This window comes from Streptococcus infantis (genome assembly GCF_021497965.1).
In the GTDB taxonomy this organism is placed as follows: domain Bacteria; phylum Bacillota; class Bacilli; order Lactobacillales; family Streptococcaceae; genus Streptococcus; species Streptococcus infantis_B.
Genome location: NZ_CP046525.1, coordinates 672887 through 692108, shown reverse-complemented (window position 1 = coordinate 692108; position 19222 = coordinate 672887). Strand labels below are relative to the sequence as shown.

Genomic DNA, 19222 nt, shown 5'->3' with positions numbered 1-19222 from the left:
AATGGCATTTGAAAATTTAACAGAACGTTTGCAGAACGTCTTTAAAAACTTACGAAAAAAAGGAAAAATTACAGAGAGCGATATCCAGGAAGCAACCAAGGAAATTCGTCTAGCTCTTTTAGAAGCCGACGTTGCTCTTCCTGTGGTTAAGGATTTTATCAAAAAAGTTCGTGAACGTGCAATCGGACATGAAGTGATTGATACCCTCAATCCAGCCCAACAAATCATCAAGATTGTAAATGAAGAGTTAACAACAGTTCTTGGCTCAGATACAGCTGAGATTATCAAGTCTCCAAAAATCCCAACTATTATCATGATGGTCGGTTTGCAAGGGGCTGGTAAAACAACTTTTGCAGGTAAACTTGCTAATAAACTCAAAAAGGAAGAGGATGCTCGTCCATTGATGATCGCGGCTGACATCTATCGTCCTGCTGCTATCGACCAATTGAAAACACTGGGACAACAGATTGATGTTCCTGTGTTTGCACTTGGAACTGAAGTTCCTGCAGTGGAGATTGTTCGCCAAGGTTTGGAGCAAGCCAAAGCCAACCATAACGACTATGTCTTGATTGATACAGCTGGTCGTTTACAAATTGACGAACTTCTCATGAATGAGCTCCGTGATGTTAAAGCACTTGCTCAACCAAATGAAATTCTTCTTGTCATCGATGCCATGATTGGTCAAGAAGCTGCCAACGTTGCACGTGAATTTAACAATCAATTAGAAGTTACTGGTGTCATCCTTACAAAGATTGACGGTGACACTCGTGGTGGTGCTGCCCTTTCTGTTCGTCACATCACTGGAAAACCAATCAAGTTCACTGGTACTGGTGAAAAGATTACTGACATTGAAACCTTCCACCCAGATCGTATGGCCAGCCGTATTCTCGGTATGGGAGATATGCTGACTCTGATTGAGAAAGCTTCCCAAGAATACGATGAGCAAAAAGCCCTTGAAATGGCTGAAAAAATGCGTGAAAATACCTTTGATTTCAACGATTTCATTGATCAGTTGGATCAGGTACAAAATATGGGACCAATGGAAGATTTGCTCAAAATGATTCCAGGCATGGCCAACAACCCTGCCCTTCAAAACATGAAGGTGGATGAGCGCCAAATTGCTCGCAAACGTGCCATCGTCTCTTCTATGACTCCAGAAGAACGTGAAAATCCAGACTTGCTCACACCAAGCCGTCGTCGTCGTATCGCTGCTGGTTCTGGTAACACCTTCATAGAAGTCAACAAGTTCATTAAGGACTTTAACCAAGCCAAACAACTCATGCAAGGTGTCATGTCTGGTGACATGAACAAGATGATGAAGCAAATGGGTATTGACCCTAACAACCTTCCTAAAAATATGCCTGGTGGCATGGATATGTCCGCCCTTGAAGGCATGATGGGACAAGGTGGCATGCCTGATATGTCTGCTCTCGGAGGAGCTGGTATGCCTGATATGAGCCAGATGCTCGGTGGAGGTCTCAAGGGTAAAATCGGTGAATTTGCTATGAAGCAATCCATGAAACGCATGGCTAACAAAATGAAAAAAGCTAAGAAAAAACGCAAATAAAGAGGACTCAACTGAGTCCTTTTTGTTTAGTTATTTCGAAGTTTTTCCAAAGTCTCTTTAAAGATAGCTGGAATATCGGAAGTAAATTCCATAGTCTCACCTGTTCTTGGATGAGTAAATCCAAGCGTCTTGGCATGGAGAAATTGCCCATGTCCCTTTAGAGTTTTACGAGGTCCATAAACCTCATCTCCAGCTACAGGGTGGCCGATATAAGCCATGTGCACACGAATCTGATGAGTTCGGCCTGTTTCCAGTTGTAATTCCAGCAATGTATAATCACCAAAGCGTTCCAAGACTTGGAAACGTGTCACTGCTGGTTTCCCTTTAGCGGTAACAGATTGTTTCTTACGGTCTTTTTCACTACGTCCGATCGGCGCTTCAATGACTCCACGATCATTTGGGAGATTACCGTGAACAATAGCCCAATACTTACGAAGAGATTTCTTGTCCTTCAATTCTTGAGCCAGTGCCATATGCGCTTCATCATTTTTAGCAATCATTAAGAGACCTGAAGTATCCTTATCAATACGATGGACAATCCCTGGACGCAATACACCATTGATGCCTGATAGGTCCTTGATATGATACATGAGGGAATTAACCAAGGTACCACTGGTGTGACCAGCGCTTGGATGAACGACCATCCCTTGAGGCTTGTTAACTACTGCTACATCCTCATCTTGATAAATGATTTCTAAGGGAATATCTTCAGCCACATACTCTAAAACTTCTGGTTCTGGAACTTGATAAGTGATAACATCCCCTTCTTGAACCGAGTACTTAGCTTTTTTTAACTGACCATTGACCAAGACCTGACCAGACTTGATTTGTTCATTGGCGAGACTACGAGACAATTCTGTCAAATCGGACAAAGCCTTATCTAAGCGTACTCCACCGGTTTCAATTTTAATTTCCATTCATTTCCTCTTTTAGCATTGCAATCAATAACACAACTACTCCTACTGTCAGATAACTATCAGCTACATTGAAAATCGCGAAATTGATAAAGTCTAAGTGGAACATATCCACGACAAATCCTTGACTGATGCGATCGATAAAGTTCCCAAGGCCACCTGCAATAATCAAAATCAATCCAAAGACTGTCCAGGAGGAATCCTCTATATGCTTATGTAGATACCAGATAGCTCCAACCATGACTACCAGGGTAATCACTGCAAAAAACCACTGTTGATCTTGAAGCATCGAGAATGCCGCCCCCCTATTTTGTAGATAGGTTAAACTGACTAGATTTGGGATCCATGACTTGATTTCACCAAGAGCAATATTCTTAACGACATAAGACTTTACCAATTGATCTAAGACAATCAAGGCTGCTATAATCCCTGCTACTATTCCTCTTTTTTTCATGCTTTCCTCTTCTGATCAAAATACTCTTGCATGACCTCTACAAATAAAGTCCCTGCTTGGCTCAAGTCTACTTCTTCACGTTTCACATAAACCATGCGATTATTGAGATTATCATTTAATGGAATAACGGTGATTCCGTTCACACTGTCGCTATCTAAGAATCCAGAACCAGTCGCATAAGCATTTGTTCTTTCAAGAATCCCATTTAAAGTAGCTCGGTCTGTTACATTAAACATTTGAGAGCTGGCACTTGTATCCACAAAGTTTTCTGAGTAATATAGATATTCATCCTTCTCTTGTGTGAATCGAACCGTTGGTAAATCTGCCAAATCTTCCATAACCAACTCTTTTTTCTTGGCTAAAGGATGTCCTTCACGCAGATAGATATGGGTTTGGAAAGGAATCAATTCAATTACTTCAAGTCCTAACTTTTCAACCCGTTGCATGATTCCCTTTTGGTTTTGATTGTTGAGATAGATAATCCCAATCTCACTATGTCCTTGAGCTACTTCATCCAAAATCTGAACAGTTGTAGATTCAAAAATACGGAAATTCTTATATTCAGGATATTGTTGCGAAAAAGCTGTAATGGTTGGTGGCAAGAAATCATAGTGCTGGCTGGCTATTGAAAACTCATCCTTTTCCTCTTCAGGATTGGCATACTGGTTCTGAAAAACATCAAATCCTTTGACCAACTCTTGTGCCTTTTCATAAAATTCCATACCTCGACGAGTAAGGAAAGTTCCAGAACTGGTTCTGCGGAAAATCTTGAATCCGAGCTCTTTTTCCAAGTCTCTTACAGAAATAGATAGACTCGGTTGGCTAACGTACATCTTCTCAGCCGCTTCACGAAAAGTACCACTATTAGCAATAGCCACAACGTAGCGTAATTGTTGAATATTCATGATTTCTCCTTCGTTTTCTATCTTATCATTATACCATAAATAAAGCCTATCCAACAAAGGAAAATCATGAGGCAGATAGTTCTAATCAAAGCAAACAAAAAACACCTTTTAAGGTAGATAAAATTCTAACCAAAAGGTGTTAGTGTTACTATTATTTAGCTGCTGCGTAAAGCTCGTCTACTTTATTCCAGTTAATCACTGAGAAGAAAGCTTTGATGTAGTCAGGACGAACGTTGCGGTATTTCACGTAGTAAGCATGTTCCCAAACGTCCAAGCCCAAGATTGGTTTTTTACCTTCTGAGATTGGAGTGTCTTGGTTTGCTGTTGAAGTCACTTCAAGTTTACCTTCTTTGTTAACAACCAACCATGCCCATCCAGAACCGAAACGAGTTGTTGCTGCTGCAGTGAAGGCTGCTTGGAATTCTTCGAATGAACCAAAAGCTTCATCAATTGCTGCTGCAAGTTCTGCTGAAGGAGCTGTCTTTTCAGGAGTCATTAATTCCCAGAAAAGAGCGTGGTTCAAGTGTCCACCACCGTTGTTGATAAGCGCTTGACGGATATCAGCAGGGATAGAGTCTACGTCAGCAAGCAATGCTTCGAGGTCTTCACCAATTTCAGGGTGTTTTTCAAGAGCTGCATTTGCGTTGTTTACGTATGTTTGGTGGTGTTTGTCATGGTGCAAGTGCATTGTTTCAGCATCAATGTATGGTTCCAATGCATCGTATGCGTATGGAAGATCTGGTAAGATAATAGCCATCTGTAATACCTCTTTTTCTTTCTATATAAAAATGATAACGCAATCATCCTGTTTTTTCAAGTTTTTTGCTCAATTCGACTGGCTAGCAATCTGCAATAAAGCCTTCTCAAATAGGTAGCCTTTTTCGTAAACACCAGTCTTAATTTGATAATCTGACTGGATGAGATAACGAATAGAATCCTGTAAGAAATTCAAGGACAATCCTCGCGTGTCACGAAGGGCAAATTTGATTTGGTAAGGATTAGGATTGCGACCAAGATAGTGACCTAAACTGCTGACCATCTGAGTCTCTGTCTGACCAGACTCTTGCAATATTTTTACCTGTGTATAGAGTCTGAACTGTCCCAGCATAATGGCAATCAGTTTAATCTCATCTTCTCCCTGCAAGGTCAAATCTTTCACTAAATCTCGCGCCTGATCAATCTTCTTCCCTAAAATCAATTGGGTTAAATCAAAGATATTATCCTGCAAAGTCTTTGGTATGGCCTCAACAATGTCTTCTTCTGTAATGTCACCATTATCCTTGTAGGTCTGTAAGAAGAGTAGATTTTTCTGAATTTCACTAAATTGAAAACCTGATTTGATAAGCAACTGTTCAAAGGACTTTCCAGCAAAAGTCAGTCCTAATTCTTGAGCCCACTTTTGAAAATAAGCTCGTATTTCTTGCTCTTTTGGCTCGATGGCTTCAAAAACTGTCGCATCCCGCTTGAGCAATTTAACCAAACGTCTCTTACTATCCAACTTCCCTTCAGCAAAAATGACTAGTTTACTAGAAGGTAAAGGATTTTCCAGATAGGCTTCAAAAGACTTAAGTTCATCATCAGATAGATAGCGTTTTTTAGCTGTCGTTATATCGAGAAAATGATCTAAAATAACAATCTTTTCATCCGCAAAGAAAGGAAGACTAACTAGCTCTAGTTCCAAGCTTTTGTAGTCTACTTCTTTCATGTCAAAATAAGCAAAGTTCAAATCTGCAGGATCGTAGCCGATTTGCTTAAGAACCTGTGTTTTCATGACGTCATACTGACCTTGATCGACCCCTGTAAACATAGTCAAACTCGGGAGGTTAGCTAAGGACAGTTTTCGGCTTTCTTCTATGGCTAGCATCTATTCTCCTTTCTTTTTAGTTTCGCTTTTCTTTAATCAATATAATGTAATTTTCCACGGAAATCATCTAAGTTTTCGTAACCTTTTTCCACCATGATTTCTTTGAGTTCCTTGGTAATACGCTCAAAAGCACCTACTCCTTCTTTATGAAGAGTAGTTCCTACTTGTACCATGCTAGCACCACATAAAATATGTTCAAAAGCATCACGTCCTGTAAGCACCCCACCAGTTCCAATGATTTGGATTTCTGGATTTAAGCGTTGGTAGAAAGCATGGACATTTGCAAGGGCAGTAGGTTTGATGTATTCTCCACCGATTCCACCAAAGCCGTTCTTTGGACGAATCACGACCGACTCATCTTGAATATAAAGACCATTTCCGATAGAGTTGACACAATTGACAAACTTAAGTGGATATTTGTTAAAAATAGCTGCTGCTTGATCAAAATGTACAATATCAAAATAAGGTGGAAGCTTAATTCCTAGAGGTTTTGTAAAATACTCAAAGACTTCTGATAAGATACGGTCTGTTGTTTCAAAATCATAGGCAATCTGAGGTTTTCCTGGAACATTTGGGCATGAGAGATTGAGTTCAGTTAAACCACGGAAATCACTCTCTTGAACCTTCTTCAAAATGGTATGAGTTTCCTCTGGAGACATTCCAACTAAAGATAGAAAGAAGGTACGATTTGGTTCCTTTTCTTGCAATTCCAAAAGGTAGTTCAAGTAATAGTCTAAACCATTATTTGGCAGACCCATAGAGTTGATAGAGCCAAGTGGAACATCTTGGTAGCGTGGTTCAGGATTCCCCTGACGAAATTCCAAGGTTGCTGTTTTAGTGACAAAGGTTCCTGCTGCTGAGTTTTTAACACCTTCCAATTCCTCAATGGTCATACAAGCAACTCCTGCCGCATTCATCAAGCAATTATCAAATTCAAAACCAGCAATCTGTGTTTTAGTTGATACCATGATTCTATTCCTCCAGATTCCTTAATATCTCTACTATTATACCATACTTTGATAGGACCTTTTTAATAAAACTGACCTTATAAAAATGTTGGCTTTTTTAGCTGAAAAATAGAGCTGTTGCTAAATTGAAAGAATTTTTAGAAAATTTGTGTTTTTTCCTTTACAGTAAAAAATTTTTCTGCTATAATGTCTCATGTAATAAAATATGACAACAAAAAGGAGAACGATATGACATCTGCTAAAGAATATATCCAAAGCGTGTTTGAAACTGTAAAAACTCGTAACGGGCATGAGGCTGAATTTCTCCAGGCGGTTGAAGAATTCTTCAGCACTTTGGAGCCTGTCTTTGAAAAACACCCTGAGTATATTGAAGAAAATATCTTGGCACGTATCACTGAGCCTGAGCGCGTAATTTCTTTCCGTGTTCCTTGGGTTGACCGTGATGGAAAAGTTCAAGTTAACCGTGGTTACCGTGTTCAATTTAACTCAGCTGTTGGACCATATAAAGGCGGACTTCGTTTCCACCCAACTGTAAACCAAGGGATCTTGAAATTCCTCGGATTCGAACAAATCTTTAAAAACGTTTTGACTGGACTTCCAATCGGTGGAGGTAAAGGTGGATCAGACTTCGATCCTAAAGGCAAAACTGATGCTGAAGTAATGTGTTTCTGCCAAAGCTTCATGACTGAATTGCAAAAATACATCGGACCATCTCTTGACGTACCTGCTGGTGATATCGGTGTTGGAGGACGTGAGATTGGTTACCTTTACGGACAATACAAACGCCTCAACCAATTTGATGCTGGTGTCTTGACTGGTAAACCGCTTGGATTTGGTGGTAGCTTGATTCGTCCAGAAGCAACTGGTTATGGATTGGTATACTACACTGAAGAAATGCTTAAAGCTAACGGAAACAGTTTTGCTGGTAAGAAAGTGGTGATTTCAGGTTCTGGTAACGTTGCACAATACGCTCTTCAAAAAGCAACTGAACTAGGTGCAACTGTTATCTCAGTCTCTGACTCAAACGGTTATGTCATCGATGAAAATGGTATCGACTTTGACCTTCTTACAGATGTTAAAGAAAAACGTCGTGCTCGTTTGACTGAGTATGCTGCAGAAAAACCAACTGCTACATACCACGAAGGTTCTGTATGGACTTACACTGGAAACTACGATATCGCTCTTCCATGTGCGACTCAAAACGAAATCAACGGTGAAGCTGCTAAACGCTTGGTTGCTCAAGGAGTTATCTGTGTATCTGAAGGAGCTAACATGCCTAGCGATCTTGAAGCTATCAAAGTCTATAAGGAAAATGGAATCCTTTACGGACCTGCCAAAGCTGCCAATGCTGGTGGTGTAGCTGTATCAGCTCTTGAAATGAGCCAAAACAGCCTCCGCCTTTCATGGACACGTGAAGAAGTTGACGGTCGTTTGAAAGATATTATGACTAATATCTTCAACACTGCTAAAACAACTGCAGAAACATACGGTCTTGGTACTGACTACCTTGCAGGTGCAAACATTGCAGCCTTCGAAAACGTAGCAAACGCTATGATCGCTCAAGGGATTGTGTAATTCCAAAAATGAACTCCTCACTTTCAGCGAGGAGTTTTTCTTATACAAAAAATACCTATCCAAATGGATAGGTATTTACTTGATTATAATTTACCTGCTACCGCATCCAACAATTCTTGGATTTTCGCTTGGTTGCTTCCTCCTGCCATGGCCATGTCTGGTTTACCACCACCACGTCCATCAACGATTGGAGCCAATTCTTTGATCACATTACCTGCATGGACCTCTTTTGTCTTGCTGGCTACAAGGACATTCACCTTGTCACCGATGGCTGCGACAAGAACAAGCACATCCGAATAGTCTTTTTGTTTCCAGTTATCCGCAAAGGTACGAAGGGCACCCGCGTCTGAAACAGATACTTGGCTGGCAATGTAACGGTGGCCGTTTGCTTCTTGAACATTCTTGAAGACATCGCCTGCTGCCGCTGCTGCCGCTTTTTCCTTCAATTCTGCATTTTCTTTTTGCAATTGACGGAGTTGTTCTTGAAGTCCTTCAACCTTATGAGGAACTTCCTTGAGTTGAGGGGCTTTCAAGGTTACTGCGACTGCTTTCAGTGCATCTTCTTGGTCACGATAAGCTTCAAAGGCTTCCTTACCAGTTACTGCCAAGATACGACGAGTTCCTGATCCGATACCTTCTTCTTTGACAATCTTGAAGAGACCAATTTCAGATGTATTACCTACGTGAGTACCACCACAGAGCTCAACTGAGTAATTACCAATGGTGACAACACGGACTTCTTTACCGTATTTCTCACCAAAGAGGGCCATAGCTCCCATTTCTTTAGCGGTGTCAATGTCTGTCTCAACAGTTTCCACTGCAATGGCTTCCCAAATCTTTTCATTGACTTGTTGCTCAATGGCGCGCAATTCTTCAGGAGTCACAGCTTGGAAGTGGGTGAAGTCAAAGCGAAGGAATTCCACTTCATTCAGAGATCCTGCTTGAGTAGCATGGTGGCCAAGGATATTATGAAGAGCTGCATGGAGCAAGTGAGTGGCTGTGTGGTTCTTCATGACACGATGACGACGATTAGTATCAATTGCCAAGGTGTATTCTTGGTTCAAAGCAAGTGGTGCAAGAACTTCAACGGTATGGAGTGCTTGTCCATTTGGTGCCTTTTGAACGTCTGTCACATTCGCTACGACGTTTCCTGCAGCATCCAAGATTTGACCGTGGTCCGCAACCTGTCCACCCATTTCAGCGTAAAATGGTGTTTCTGCAAAGATAAGAGATGCAGTCCCTTCTGATACAGCTTCTACTTCAGCATTATCCGCTACGATAGCCACTAACTTAGAAGACAATTGGCTAGCATTGTAGTTGAAGACACTCTCAACAGTGATGTTTTGAAGGGTTTCGTTTTGCATACCCATTGAGCCACCTTTAACAGCTGACGCACGCGCACGTTCTTGTTGTTCTTTCATGGCTGCTTCAAAGCCTTCACGATCGACAGTCATTCCAGCTTCTTCTGCGATTTCTTCTGTCAATTCTACTGGGAATCCATATGTATCATAGAGTTTGAAGACATCTTGACCAGCGATAACCGTTTGACCTTTTTCTTTCAAGTCTGCTACGATGGTTTCTGCAAAGTGTTGACCTGAGTGAAGTGTACGAGCAAATGACTCTTCCTCGCTCTTGACGATTTTTTCGATAAAGTCGCGTTTTTCAAGCACTTCTGGGTAGTAGCTTTCCATGATTTTTCCAACAGTTGGAACGAGTTTGTAAAGGAAAGGCTCGTTGATTCCCAATTTTTGACCATGCATAGAGGCACGACGGAGGAGACGACGAAGGACATAACCACGACCTTCATTTCCAGGAAGGGCACCATCCCCAATCGCAAATGAAAGCGAACGGATGTGGTCTGCAATAACCTTGAAGCTCATGTTGTCGCCATCTTGGTCGTAGACCTTACCAGATAACTTCTCCACTTCACGAATAATTGGCATGAAGAGGTCTGTTTCAAAGTTTGTCTTCGCCCCTTGGATCACTGCTACCAAACGCTCCAAACCAGCGCCCGTATCAATGTTCTTGTGTGGCAATTCCTTGTATTCGCTACGAGGTACCGCAGGGTCTGCGTTAAATTGTGATAAAACGATGTTCCAGATTTCGATATAACGGTCGTTTTCAATATCTTCTGCAAGAAGGCGAATACCGATATTTTCTGGGTCAAAGGCTTCTCCACGGTCGAAGAAGATTTCTGTATCAGGTCCAGAAGGTCCCGCACCGATTTCCCAGAAGTTGTCTTCGATTGGGATCAAGTGGCTTGGGTCCACTCCTACTTCAATCCAGCGGTTGTAAGAATCTGTATCATCTGGATAGTAGGTCATGTAGAGTTTGTCTTTAGGGAAGTCAAACCACTCAGGACTTGTCAAAAGCTCATATGCCCAAGTAATGGCTTCATCACGGAAGTAATCACCGATTGAGAAGTTCCCCAACATTTCAAACATAGTATGGTGACGAGCAGTCTTCCCTACGTTTTCGATATCATTGGTACGGATGGCTTTTTGCGCATTGGTAATACGTGGATTTTCAGGTTTGATAGTTCCATCAAAGTATTTCTTAAGGGTTGCGACCCCTGAGTTGATCCACAAAAGTGTTGGATCGTTTACTGGAACCAAGCTAACAGATGGTTCTACTGAGTGGCCTTTACTTGCCCAGAAATCAAGCCACATTTGGCGGACTTGTGCACTAGATAATTGTTTCATAATGTCTCCTTTTTACTAATTAGATTGGCTTTCTAGCATTTCCACATAGTCGATAGCAACGCAGAGGGAAATAACTAGGTCTGCATAAGATTCGTCGTAGACTGTTACGGAATAGGTAGAGGTTAAATGGAAGAGTTCCTTGGCAATCTCCGCAATCACTTGATCACGATCATCTAGGAGTTTAAAATTCAAATCCCAAATATTTCCTTCGATACGAAGACCAAGGTTGTCAAATTCATACTTATCTCTAAAGAAAGTCAACTTCTTTCGGATATAGAAACTATCTCCATTACTTAGTTGAATCTCAAAACGTGGCATGAAGGTAAGAATTTCTTTACTAATTCCACTGACCTGTTCACCAACTGTATCATAGATGGTAAAGGTCTTTGGAATCTTAAAGAAAGAACCTTCAACCTGATAGGCGACATTGCCTAACTCATCCTTGATATCAAAGCGTTCACCACCTAGGCGAAATTTTTGTTTGACAAGAAATCTTCTCATAAGCACCTCCAAAAATAAAAGACAAATCCATATCACGAAGGGCGAAAAACCGCGGTACCACCTTCATTCAATGAACTTGTCATTCTTGATTCTTATGCAATTGTTACAATCGAGTAGCATGATTTTCTATCTTAGATGGCTCGCAGCACCGCCAATTCTCTGAACTAAGATGGGGAGAAAATCAATTCTCAACTCTATTATTATACCGTTTTTTTATCTTGGGGTCAAGGTAAATGCCATGAATCATAAATTTAGCTTTAAATCTCTTAATTTACCTAGAGCGGCCTTGTGATGTTTGAGTAGTTTTGGGCTTATATATTGAAATTTTAATTCGTGTATTGTTCAAATCTACACCTTCACCTGGTTTTGGACTTTGACTAACCACAGTATCCTCAACAGTCCCTTCTGGTGCTGTAGAGACCTCTATCACTTCAATATTTGCCTCTTTAACACCGACTATCTGAATCAAGTTATTCTTGGTAAATTCAAGGCTTGATCCAATATAACTTGGCATAGGAACGCTTGTTACCTTCTTGGCAATGGTCAAAGTAATCTCCGTCGCCTTACTAAGATCATAAGTGGTTCCTTCTGGCAGACTTTGTTTTATAACAAGACCTGCCTCTGTTTCACTTGATTCTTCTTCTACAATCTTAATGAGATTTTCAGGAACTTTTTTCTCCTTGAGCTCAGCAACCACATCTATTGATTTTCGGCCAATAAAGTTTCCAATATATACTCTTGTAGCCTGTGGTCTAGTAGTGGGAGACGTTGTTGAAGTTTGTTTATCTTGAGATTTACTAGTACTAGGTGAACTTTTGGTTGTTGAACTAGTCGAGGTTTCTGAAGTAGTTGGTTGAGTTAAATGATTATTACTGTTATGAGTATAAGATGATTTAGACTTGCTCATACCTATGAGAAAAGTTCCAATTATCGCTAATAAAAGTAAGCTTATAGCTATTCCGAAAAACCACTTTATTCTACTTATTTTTTGTCTACGACGCTCTAATAATTCATTCTGTTCTATTTCTTCCTGTTGTTTTAATTGAAATTGCTCCGCAGCTAAACGTTTTCGTTCTAGTTCTCTCTCTTTCTCAAGTAAATACTCATCATATTCAGTTTCTGCTTCTGCTAGAAGTATCTGTATCCTACCTCTCTCGTCTTCTGATTCAGCTTTAGCCCACAGTTTTTTTAAATCAAAAATATTATCTTTATATTGTTGTTCTATACGCAGTTCTATTTCTCTTTGATGACGAGATTCTTCATCCCATTGCCTCTGACGTTCTAACTCATTTCTCTCTTTTAATGTTTCTTTTTGTTCTCTAGCAAGACGATTTTGTTCATCTAGTGCTGCCTGTTGCTTTTGGTTAGAAAACTGCTGTTCCCATCTCTGCTGTTCCAACAAGTTATTTTGTCTTTTTAGCTCTTGATTCAATTCTTCTTCTCGACGAGCTTTTTCCCAATCATTCAGACTATTCATATTCCCTCCTAGTTTGCATTATAACCATGTTCCTTAGATTTTAATACTTTCTTCCAATATCGTTCACGTTGGAGTGCCTTTTGTTTTCCAACTTCATTCTTTGGAAAAATCTCTAATAAACTATATTGGAAATACTTTTTAATATAACTTATTCCATATTTTTCGACTATTTCATACAATCTTTTATTTGGATAACGATTTTCTTCCATTTCGGATTTATCATAACCTTCACTTAAGTATGTAGACCATCTTCCATAAACTCCATTATCTCCATAAGCAGAACCAACATAAAGCTTTCCTGTCTTAGCATCAGTAATAACATAGACACCATAAACAGCTGAAAGATATTGTCGCCAAGAACTATTTGCCCAATTTTTCTTTAATTCTTGGTAAGAAAATGAGATATTTTCATAACCTGGAAATTGAGATGTTTGATTAAAATAGGAGATACTGCTTACAGATTCTACTACAACTGATTCAATTATTTTAGGATTGACATAAAACCATGATTGGCCTGTGTTGGTATGATTGACCAAAACTTTTTCTATAAACTTATCATACTCTTTTAATCGTTCAGCTAAAGCAAACTTGACATGATGGTTCCCATAGGCCACTTTCTTTATCTGACTATTCTTTTCTTTTATAAGATAGGCACCAACAAAAAGCCATTTATGGTACTCTACTTCTATAAATTGAAACTGAATTTCATTTCTACGATTTCGACTTTTTCTATCTGAACCATTACTTAAAATCCAAGGTAAAAAATCTTCAGATCCACTGATATAATCTTCAACAAAACTGTAATCATCCCAATTCTTATTAAATCTCAACTTAATACGACAACCTTTGTACTCTAATTGCGATAACAGCTCATTAAATCTGAAAATATCCTTCAAATATATCTTATTATCCATATTGCATTTCCCTTTAATTTTTATAGAGAGTATATGCATAATTCCGCTCTCATATATTATTATAAAAAAGACCTTAATAGCAGTCAAGGTATTAATTTTTTTCAAAAATTTCTGGAAATTATATTCTATTAAAAAAACATTCCCTACAATCTCAGATTACTTTTTAGGATATATTTTTTCTTACTGCCATTTTTCTTTTTATCCCAACTTTTATTCCAAATTTTCGAATTACTAAGGATAGCTATGAAAATATTTGCAAATATAAAGTAACCTATCACCAAATGTATGGAATCCGTTGTTAGATATTGCCGATCCAAGCCATCCTTTAAATGGAATAGTATAATTGTTTCGTTAACAATCAAAAAGGTTGGCCAGTAACTTTTTTGAAAAAAGTAGACATTTTCATGATTTGTTACCGCTTTCTATTCGTATAAACTTAGTATACTACGAGGCTATAAAATAAGCAAATAGGATAGTAAAAATAAACAACTATACAAATTACTTTCTACTCAAAAAACGAACCAGCTTAGCTGATTCGTTTACTTTATAGCACTACTTCCGATACATCTTAAACTGTAGGAAGAGGTCGCTGTAGATTCCTGTCCATTTATGGTCAAACTTCTCATAAACTTCTAGGTGTTTCATAGTATCTGCATCTGGATAGAAGGACTTGTCTTCTTTTGTCTCCTCTGGGAGCATTTCCTTAGCAGCTGTATTTGGTGTTGAATAGCCGACATACTCTGCATTCTTGAGAGCATTTTCAGGTTTTAACATGAAGTTGATGAAGGTATAAGCTGCATCCTGATTCTTAACTGTTTTAGGAATGACCATATTGTCAAACCAGAGGTTACTTGCTTCTGTAGGTACGACGAATTTGAGGTTAGGATTCTTTTCCAACATCTGGCTAGCTTCCCCTGAGAAAGTCACACCGATGGCAGCGTTATTCTGAATCATGTAACCCTTCATCTCATCGGCTACAATAGCCTTGATATTAGGAGTTAGCTCATAAAGTTTATCGACCGTTTGTGACAGTTGTTGTGGATCTTTAGAGTTGAGGCTATAGCCTAGTGAGTTAAGACCTAACCCAAGCACTTCACGCGCCCCATCAAAGAGCATGATTGAATCCTTGTATTCTGGTTTCCAGAGGTCATCCCAATGTTCAGGCGCTTCTTCCACCATGGTTTCATTATAAACAATTCCCAATGTTCCCCAGAAGTATGGGATTGAGTACTGGTTGTTTGGGTCAAAAGACTGGTTGAGAAACTCTGGACCGATATTCTCAATTCCCTCAATCTTACTATAATCCAGAGGCACTAGAAGATCTTCGTCCTTCATCTTGTTAATCATGTACTCACTCGGGATAGCAATATCATAGGTTGTTCCACCCTGCTTGATTTTCGTGTACATGGCTTCGTTAGAATCAAAGGTTTCGTACTGAACTTGGATTCCCGTTTCTTCTGTAAATTTTTCCAGAAGTTCAGGGTCGATATAGTCTCCCCAGTTGTAGATAACCAATTTTTGACTATCACGGCTATTGATTTTACTATCAAGATGGTAAGAAATTCCCCACAAGACGAGAATAATCGCAAGAATTCCTGCTAAAAATGAATAGAGCTTTTTCATGCTTTCTCCTCCTTCTCACGCGAAATAAAGTAATAGCCGACAACCAAGATAATACTAAAAAGAAAGACTAGGGCTGAAAGGGCATTGATTTCTAGCGAAATTCCCTTACGAGCTCGAGAGTAGATCTCGACTGACAAGGTTGAAAAACCATTCCCCGTTACAAAGAAGGTCACGGCAAAGTCATCTAAGGAATAGGTGAAAGCCATGAAGTAACCTGCAATGATAGACGGTGTTAGGTAAGGAAGCATAATTTCCTTGAACATCTGGAACTGACTAGCTCCAAGGTCATAGGCTGCATGAATCATATCTCCATTCATCTCTTTCAATTGAGGCAAGACCATGAGCACTACGATTGGAATTGAAAAGGCCACATGACTAGATAGAACTGTCAAAAATCCAAGTGAAAACTTGAGTTGTGTAAAGAGAATCAAGAAACTAGCACCAATCATAACATCTGGAGCAACCATCAAAATGTTATTGAGTGATAGAAAGGCTTCTTGGTATCTCTTTCGTGATTGGTAGATGTAGATGGCACCAAAAGTCCCAATCACTGTCGCAATCAAGGCTGATAGAAAAGCTAGTAAAAAGGTTTGAACTAAAATTAACATGAGCCTTCCATCACCAAACATAGTTTCAAAGTGAGATAAGCTAAAACCTGTAAAACTATTCATATCATCCCCAGCATTGAAGGCATAACCAATCAAGTAGAAGATTGGCAGATAGAGGACGATAAAGACGAAGGCTAGGTAAAGATTCGATAATTTTTTCATCGTTCTCTCCTTTCCTTAGTCACCCACATAGTGACGAACATAGTCAGGATAAGAACAACACCGATAGTTGAACCCATACCATAGTTGTCGTTGGTTAGGAAGTTCTGCTCGATGGCAGTCCCCAAGGTAATCACTCGGTTCCCCCCAATCAAACGGGTCAACATGAAAAGACTTAAACTAGGGATAAAGACAGATTGGACACCACTTCGCACTCCATTCATAGAAAGAGGGAAGATGACATGACGGAAAGTCTCCCATTTGGTTGCACCGAGGTCATAGCTGGCATTAATGAGATTGTTATCCATATCATCCAAAACATTGAAGATGGGCAAAATCATAAATGGAAGTTCAATATAGCTTGCAACAAAGATAAATGAGAAATCTGTAAAGAGCAACTGCTGCGAACCAATTCCAATAAATTCTAGGAATTGATTAATAGAGCCATTTTGACCAAAAATACCGATAAAGGCATAGGCCTTAAGGAGCAAGTTGATCCAGGTTGGCAAAATAATCAGCATAAGCCAGAGTTGACGGTGTTTGAGACGAGTCAAAAATAGGGCTGTTGGATAGCTGATAAGTAGCGTCACTAGAGTTACAATACCTGCATAGAGCACTGAGTTAAAACTCATTTTGAGATAGGTCAAGTTTTGTGACGCAAAGTAGGATTTATAGTTTTCTAAACTGAACTGGCCTTCGATGTTGAAAAAGGATTGTCCGAAAATCAAGACCAAGGGGGCCAATACAAAGAGTGCAATCCAAAGCATGTAAGGCACTACAAAGAGTTTAGAGGTTGTTTTCTTCATCTCTTTCCTCCTCAATAGCGTTAATCAAACCTGCTTCATGCTCTTCGATTTCTACGTACTCTTCGATACGAGCATCAAACTCTTCTTCTGTTTCATTGAGACGCATGATGTGGATATCTTCTGGTTCAAAGTCCAGACCGATTTCCTCACCAACGATAGCCTTACGAGTTGAGTGAATCATCCATTCATTGCCGAGTTCATCATAGGCGATAATCTCATAGTGAACCCCACGGAAAAGCTGGGTATCAACCTTCACTTGGAGCTTCCCTTCTTCTGGAAGGGTAATGCGCAAGTCTTCTGGACGAATGACGACTTCGACTGGTTCATTTGGCTTCATACCACCGTCGACCGCTTCAAAGCGTTTGCCGTTAAACTCGACCAAGTAGTCCTCAATCATGGTTCCTGGCAAGATGTTTGATTCACCGATAAAAGTTGCAACAAAGTGGTTGATGGGCTCATCGTAGATGTCCACTGGTGTACCTGACTGAACAATTTCACCGTCATTCATAACGAAAATCCAGTCACTCATGGCAAGAGCTTCTTCCTGATCGTGGGTAACAAAAACAAAGGTAATACCCAATCGTTGTTGCAATTCACGGAGTTCGTACTGCATGTCGGTTCGTAACTTCAGGTCAAGAGCTGACAAAGGCTCATCCAAGAGGACCACACGTGGTTGGTTGATAATCGCACGCGCAATCGCTACACGTTGACGTTGTCCTCCCGAAAGCTTACGAATGGAACGTTTCTCGAAACCTTCCAACTGTACCATCTTAAGTACTTCTAGCACACGTCGTTCGATTTCTTTCTTATCGACCTTACGCAAACGCAATGGAAAGGCAACATTTTCAAAGACATTCATATGTGGGAACAAGGCATAAGACTGGAAGACAGTATGAACATCACGCTTATTGGTCGGGATATCATTGATTCGCACGCCGTCCAACAAAATATCACCAGTCGTTGCATCCAGCAAACCTGCGATGATATTGAGAATAGTTGATTTCCCTGAACCAGACGCTCCTAGCAGTGTGTAAAATTTTCCTTCTTCCAACTCAAAGTTAATATCCTTGAGAACCTTGGTGTCGCTATCTTCAAAAACTTTAGAAACGTTTCTGAATTCGATAATTGGTTTTTTCAATTCCTCTAAATTCCTTTTTCTTCGTAAATTAACAGATTGGGACCTTTTTGAATGCTAGAAAGAAGCTTAGGACATAAAATGGCCTAAATCTCATCTAGCGATAAAATCCCAATCTTTGAATGATGTGTAAAAATAATGTTATTCGTGTTCACCCAGGATACGAACTTCTTGCTCGAGCGTAACGCCTGAATGTTCTTTAACTTTTTCAATGACAGACTCAATTAAGTCTTCATAATCTCTAGCAGTTCCATTAGCTACATTTATCATAAAGCCTGCATGCTTTTCTGAGACTTCTACACCACCGATACGGTAGCCCTTCAAACCAGCTTCTGAAATCAATTGCCCTGCAAAATGCCCAACCGGACGTTTAAAGACAGAACCACAAGATGGATACTCCAACGGTTGTTTGAGTTCTCGTAAATGACTCAAGCGTTCCATTTCTTGTTTGATAGTCTCATAATTTCCTGGAGATAGTGCGAATTTAGCTGATAAGACGACTGCTCCAGATTCTTGAATGGCTGAATGACGATAACCAAAGGCTAAGTCTTTGGCAGATAAAGTCTCGATTTCACCATCTTTTGTTAAAACCTGACACGATTGCAAGATATGAGCAATCTCACCACCATAGGCACCAGCGTTCATAAAGACAGCACCACCGACGCTTCCTGGAATTCCACAAGCAAACTCAAAACCCGTCAAACTATGACGAAGAGCTATACGAGTCGTTTCAATCAAGTTAGCTCCAGCTTCTGCCTCAATCGTATAACCATCAACTGTGACATTATTTAACTTGTCACACATGATGACAAAACCACGAACGCCACCTTCACGAACGATAATATTACTTGCATTTCCAAGAACCATCCATGGGGTATTTTCTTGATTGGCAAATTTAACCACACGGGCCATCTCATAATGATTACGAGGAAAAACTAAGTAATCTGCTTTCCCTCCAACTTTTGTATAGGTATAAGTTTTCAACGGCTCATCGAATCGAATGTCAATTCCTTCTAAGGTTTCTTTTAATTTATCTAATACAGTCATTTT

The 19222-nt window shown here is 39.8% G+C and carries 16 protein-coding genes and 2 pseudogenes; 2 read left to right on the top strand and 16 right to left on the bottom strand.

Features of this window, described 5'->3' with window-relative positions:
- Window position 1 precedes the first annotated feature (1 nt).
- The gene (ffh, locus tag GOM46_RS03425; protein ID WP_235084043.1) at window positions 2–1567 is read left to right on the top strand and encodes a signal recognition particle protein; all 1566 of its coding nucleotides are present in this window, start codon (window positions 2–4) and stop codon (window positions 1565–1567) included.
- A gap of 26 nt (window positions 1568–1593) precedes the next feature.
- Here ffh and GOM46_RS03420 read toward each other — a convergent pair whose 3' ends face one another.
- From GOM46_RS03420 to GOM46_RS03395, 6 genes are all read right to left on the bottom strand, one after another.
- Window positions 1594–2484, bottom strand: a complete 891-nt coding sequence (locus tag GOM46_RS03420) for an RluA family pseudouridine synthase (protein ID WP_235084042.1) — start codon at window positions 2482–2484, stop codon at window positions 1594–1596.
- A complete protein-coding gene (lspA, locus tag GOM46_RS03415) occupies window positions 2474–2935 on the bottom strand; it encodes a signal peptidase II (RefSeq protein WP_235084041.1) in 462 nt (153 codons plus the stop codon). The genes GOM46_RS03420 and lspA overlap by 11 nt, the downstream gene beginning before the upstream one ends.
- Complete coding sequence (locus GOM46_RS03410; protein ID WP_070459568.1) at window positions 2932–3840, bottom strand: LysR family transcriptional regulator; 909 nt, start codon at window positions 3838–3840, stop codon at window positions 2932–2934. The genes lspA and GOM46_RS03410 overlap by 4 nt, the downstream gene beginning before the upstream one ends.
- 151 nt (window positions 3841–3991) lie before the next feature.
- Complete coding sequence (gene sodA / locus GOM46_RS03405; protein WP_214262072.1) at window positions 3992–4597, bottom strand: superoxide dismutase SodA; 606 nt, start codon at window positions 4595–4597, stop codon at window positions 3992–3994.
- 69 nt (window positions 4598–4666) lie between these two features.
- Window positions 4667–5704 (bottom strand): DNA polymerase III subunit delta, encoded by a 1038-nt coding sequence (gene holA / locus GOM46_RS03400; protein WP_235084040.1) that lies wholly within the window; start codon window positions 5702–5704, stop codon window positions 4667–4669.
- A 32-nt stretch (window positions 5705–5736) separates the two neighbouring features.
- Window positions 5737–6672: a dihydroorotate oxidase gene (locus GOM46_RS03395; RefSeq protein ID WP_235084039.1), complete on the bottom strand. Its 936-nt coding sequence runs from the start codon at window positions 6670–6672 to the stop codon at window positions 5737–5739.
- Between the two features lie 228 nt (window positions 6673–6900).
- Here GOM46_RS03395 and gdhA point away from each other — a divergent pair, with 228 nt between their 5' ends.
- Entirely contained in the window at window positions 6901–8247 is a 1347-nt protein-coding gene (gdhA, locus tag GOM46_RS03390; RefSeq protein WP_235084038.1) for an NADP-specific glutamate dehydrogenase, read from the top strand.
- Window positions 8248–8330: 83 nt separating this feature from the next.
- On the opposite strand, the gene alaS is transcribed toward gdhA, so the two are convergent.
- From alaS to murB, 10 genes and pseudogenes are all read right to left on the bottom strand, one after another.
- A complete protein-coding gene (gene alaS, locus GOM46_RS03385; protein WP_235084037.1) occupies window positions 8331–10949 on the bottom strand; it encodes an alanine--tRNA ligase in 2619 nt (872 codons plus the stop codon).
- 15 nt (window positions 10950–10964) lie between these two features.
- Window positions 10965–11450, bottom strand: a complete 486-nt coding sequence (locus GOM46_RS03380; RefSeq protein WP_235084036.1) for an LURP-one-related/scramblase family protein — start codon at window positions 11448–11450, stop codon at window positions 10965–10967.
- A gap of 271 nt (window positions 11451–11721) precedes the next feature.
- Window positions 11722–12177: pseudogene (locus GOM46_RS03375) on the bottom strand (PASTA domain-containing protein); the annotation flags it as partial.
- Window positions 12178–12935: 758 nt separating this feature from the next.
- Window positions 12936–13841 carry a GIY-YIG nuclease family protein gene (locus GOM46_RS03370; protein ID WP_235084035.1) on the bottom strand — a complete coding sequence of 302 codons (906 nt, stop codon included), beginning with the start codon at window positions 13839–13841 and terminating at the stop codon, window positions 12936–12938.
- Window positions 13842–13984: 143 nt separating this feature from the next.
- Window positions 13985–14247: pseudogene (locus GOM46_RS08365) on the bottom strand (hypothetical protein).
- 146 nt (window positions 14248–14393) lie between these two features.
- Window positions 14394–15464 (bottom strand): ABC transporter substrate-binding protein, encoded by a 1071-nt coding sequence (locus tag GOM46_RS03365; protein ID WP_235084034.1) that lies wholly within the window; start codon window positions 15462–15464, stop codon window positions 14394–14396.
- A complete protein-coding gene (locus GOM46_RS03360; protein WP_235084033.1) occupies window positions 15461–16234 on the bottom strand; it encodes an ABC transporter permease in 774 nt (257 codons plus the stop codon). Before GOM46_RS03360 ends, GOM46_RS03365 begins: the two co-directional genes overlap by 4 nt.
- Window positions 16231–17037 carry an ABC transporter permease gene (locus GOM46_RS03355; protein WP_016466000.1) on the bottom strand — a complete coding sequence of 269 codons (807 nt, stop codon included), beginning with the start codon at window positions 17035–17037 and terminating at the stop codon, window positions 16231–16233. Before GOM46_RS03355 ends, GOM46_RS03360 begins: the two co-directional genes overlap by 4 nt.
- Window positions 17018–18175, bottom strand: coding sequence for an ABC transporter ATP-binding protein (locus GOM46_RS03350; protein ID WP_006150793.1), 1158 nt, complete (start codon window positions 18173–18175; stop codon window positions 17018–17020). Before GOM46_RS03350 ends, GOM46_RS03355 begins: the two co-directional genes overlap by 20 nt.
- A gap of 138 nt (window positions 18176–18313) precedes the next feature.
- On the bottom strand, window positions 18314–19219 hold the full coding sequence (gene murB, locus GOM46_RS03345) for a UDP-N-acetylmuramate dehydrogenase (RefSeq protein ID WP_235084032.1): 906 nt from the start codon (window positions 19217–19219) through the stop codon (window positions 18314–18316).
- Window positions 19220–19222: the final 3 nt, after the last annotated feature.

Bases quoted from the DNA above. Each gene is read 5' to 3' on its own strand.
- murB (WP_235084032.1), bottom strand. From the start codon at position 19,219: ATGACTGTATTAGATAAATTAAAAGAAACCTTAGAAGGAATTGACATT.
- GOM46_RS03420 (WP_235084042.1), bottom strand. From the start codon at position 2,484: ATGGAAATTAAAATTGAAACCGGTGGAGTACGCTTAGATAAGGCTTTG.
- GOM46_RS03380 (WP_235084036.1), bottom strand. From the start codon at position 11,450: ATGAGAAGATTTCTTGTCAAACAAAAATTTCGCCTAGGTGGTGAACGC.
- gdhA (WP_235084038.1), top strand. From the start codon at position 6,901: ATGACATCTGCTAAAGAATATATCCAAAGCGTGTTTGAAACTGTAAAA.
- GOM46_RS03410 (WP_070459568.1), bottom strand. From the start codon at position 3,840: ATGAATATTCAACAATTACGCTACGTTGTGGCTATTGCTAATAGTGGT.
- sodA (WP_214262072.1), bottom strand. From the start codon at position 4,597: ATGGCTATTATCTTACCAGATCTTCCATACGCATACGATGCATTGGAA.
- GOM46_RS03365 (WP_235084034.1), bottom strand. From the start codon at position 15,464: ATGAAAAAGCTCTATTCATTTTTAGCAGGAATTCTTGCGATTATTCTC.
- GOM46_RS03355 (WP_016466000.1), bottom strand. From the start codon at position 17,037: ATGAAGAAAACAACCTCTAAACTCTTTGTAGTGCCTTACATGCTTTGG.
- GOM46_RS03360 (WP_235084033.1), bottom strand. From the start codon at position 16,234: ATGAAAAAATTATCGAATCTTTACCTAGCCTTCGTCTTTATCGTCCTC.
- alaS (WP_235084037.1), bottom strand. From the start codon at position 10,949: ATGAAACAATTATCTAGTGCACAAGTCCGCCAAATGTGGCTTGATTTC.
- holA (WP_235084040.1), bottom strand. From the start codon at position 5,704: ATGCTAGCCATAGAAGAAAGCCGAAAACTGTCCTTAGCTAACCTCCCG.
- GOM46_RS03370 (WP_235084035.1), bottom strand. From the start codon at position 13,841: ATGGATAATAAGATATATTTGAAGGATATTTTCAGATTTAATGAGCTG.
- GOM46_RS03395 (WP_235084039.1), bottom strand. From the start codon at position 6,672: ATGGTATCAACTAAAACACAGATTGCTGGTTTTGAATTTGATAATTGC.
- lspA (WP_235084041.1), bottom strand. From the start codon at position 2,935: ATGAAAAAAAGAGGAATAGTAGCAGGGATTATAGCAGCCTTGATTGTC.
- ffh (WP_235084043.1), top strand. From the start codon at position 2: ATGGCATTTGAAAATTTAACAGAACGTTTGCAGAACGTCTTTAAAAAC.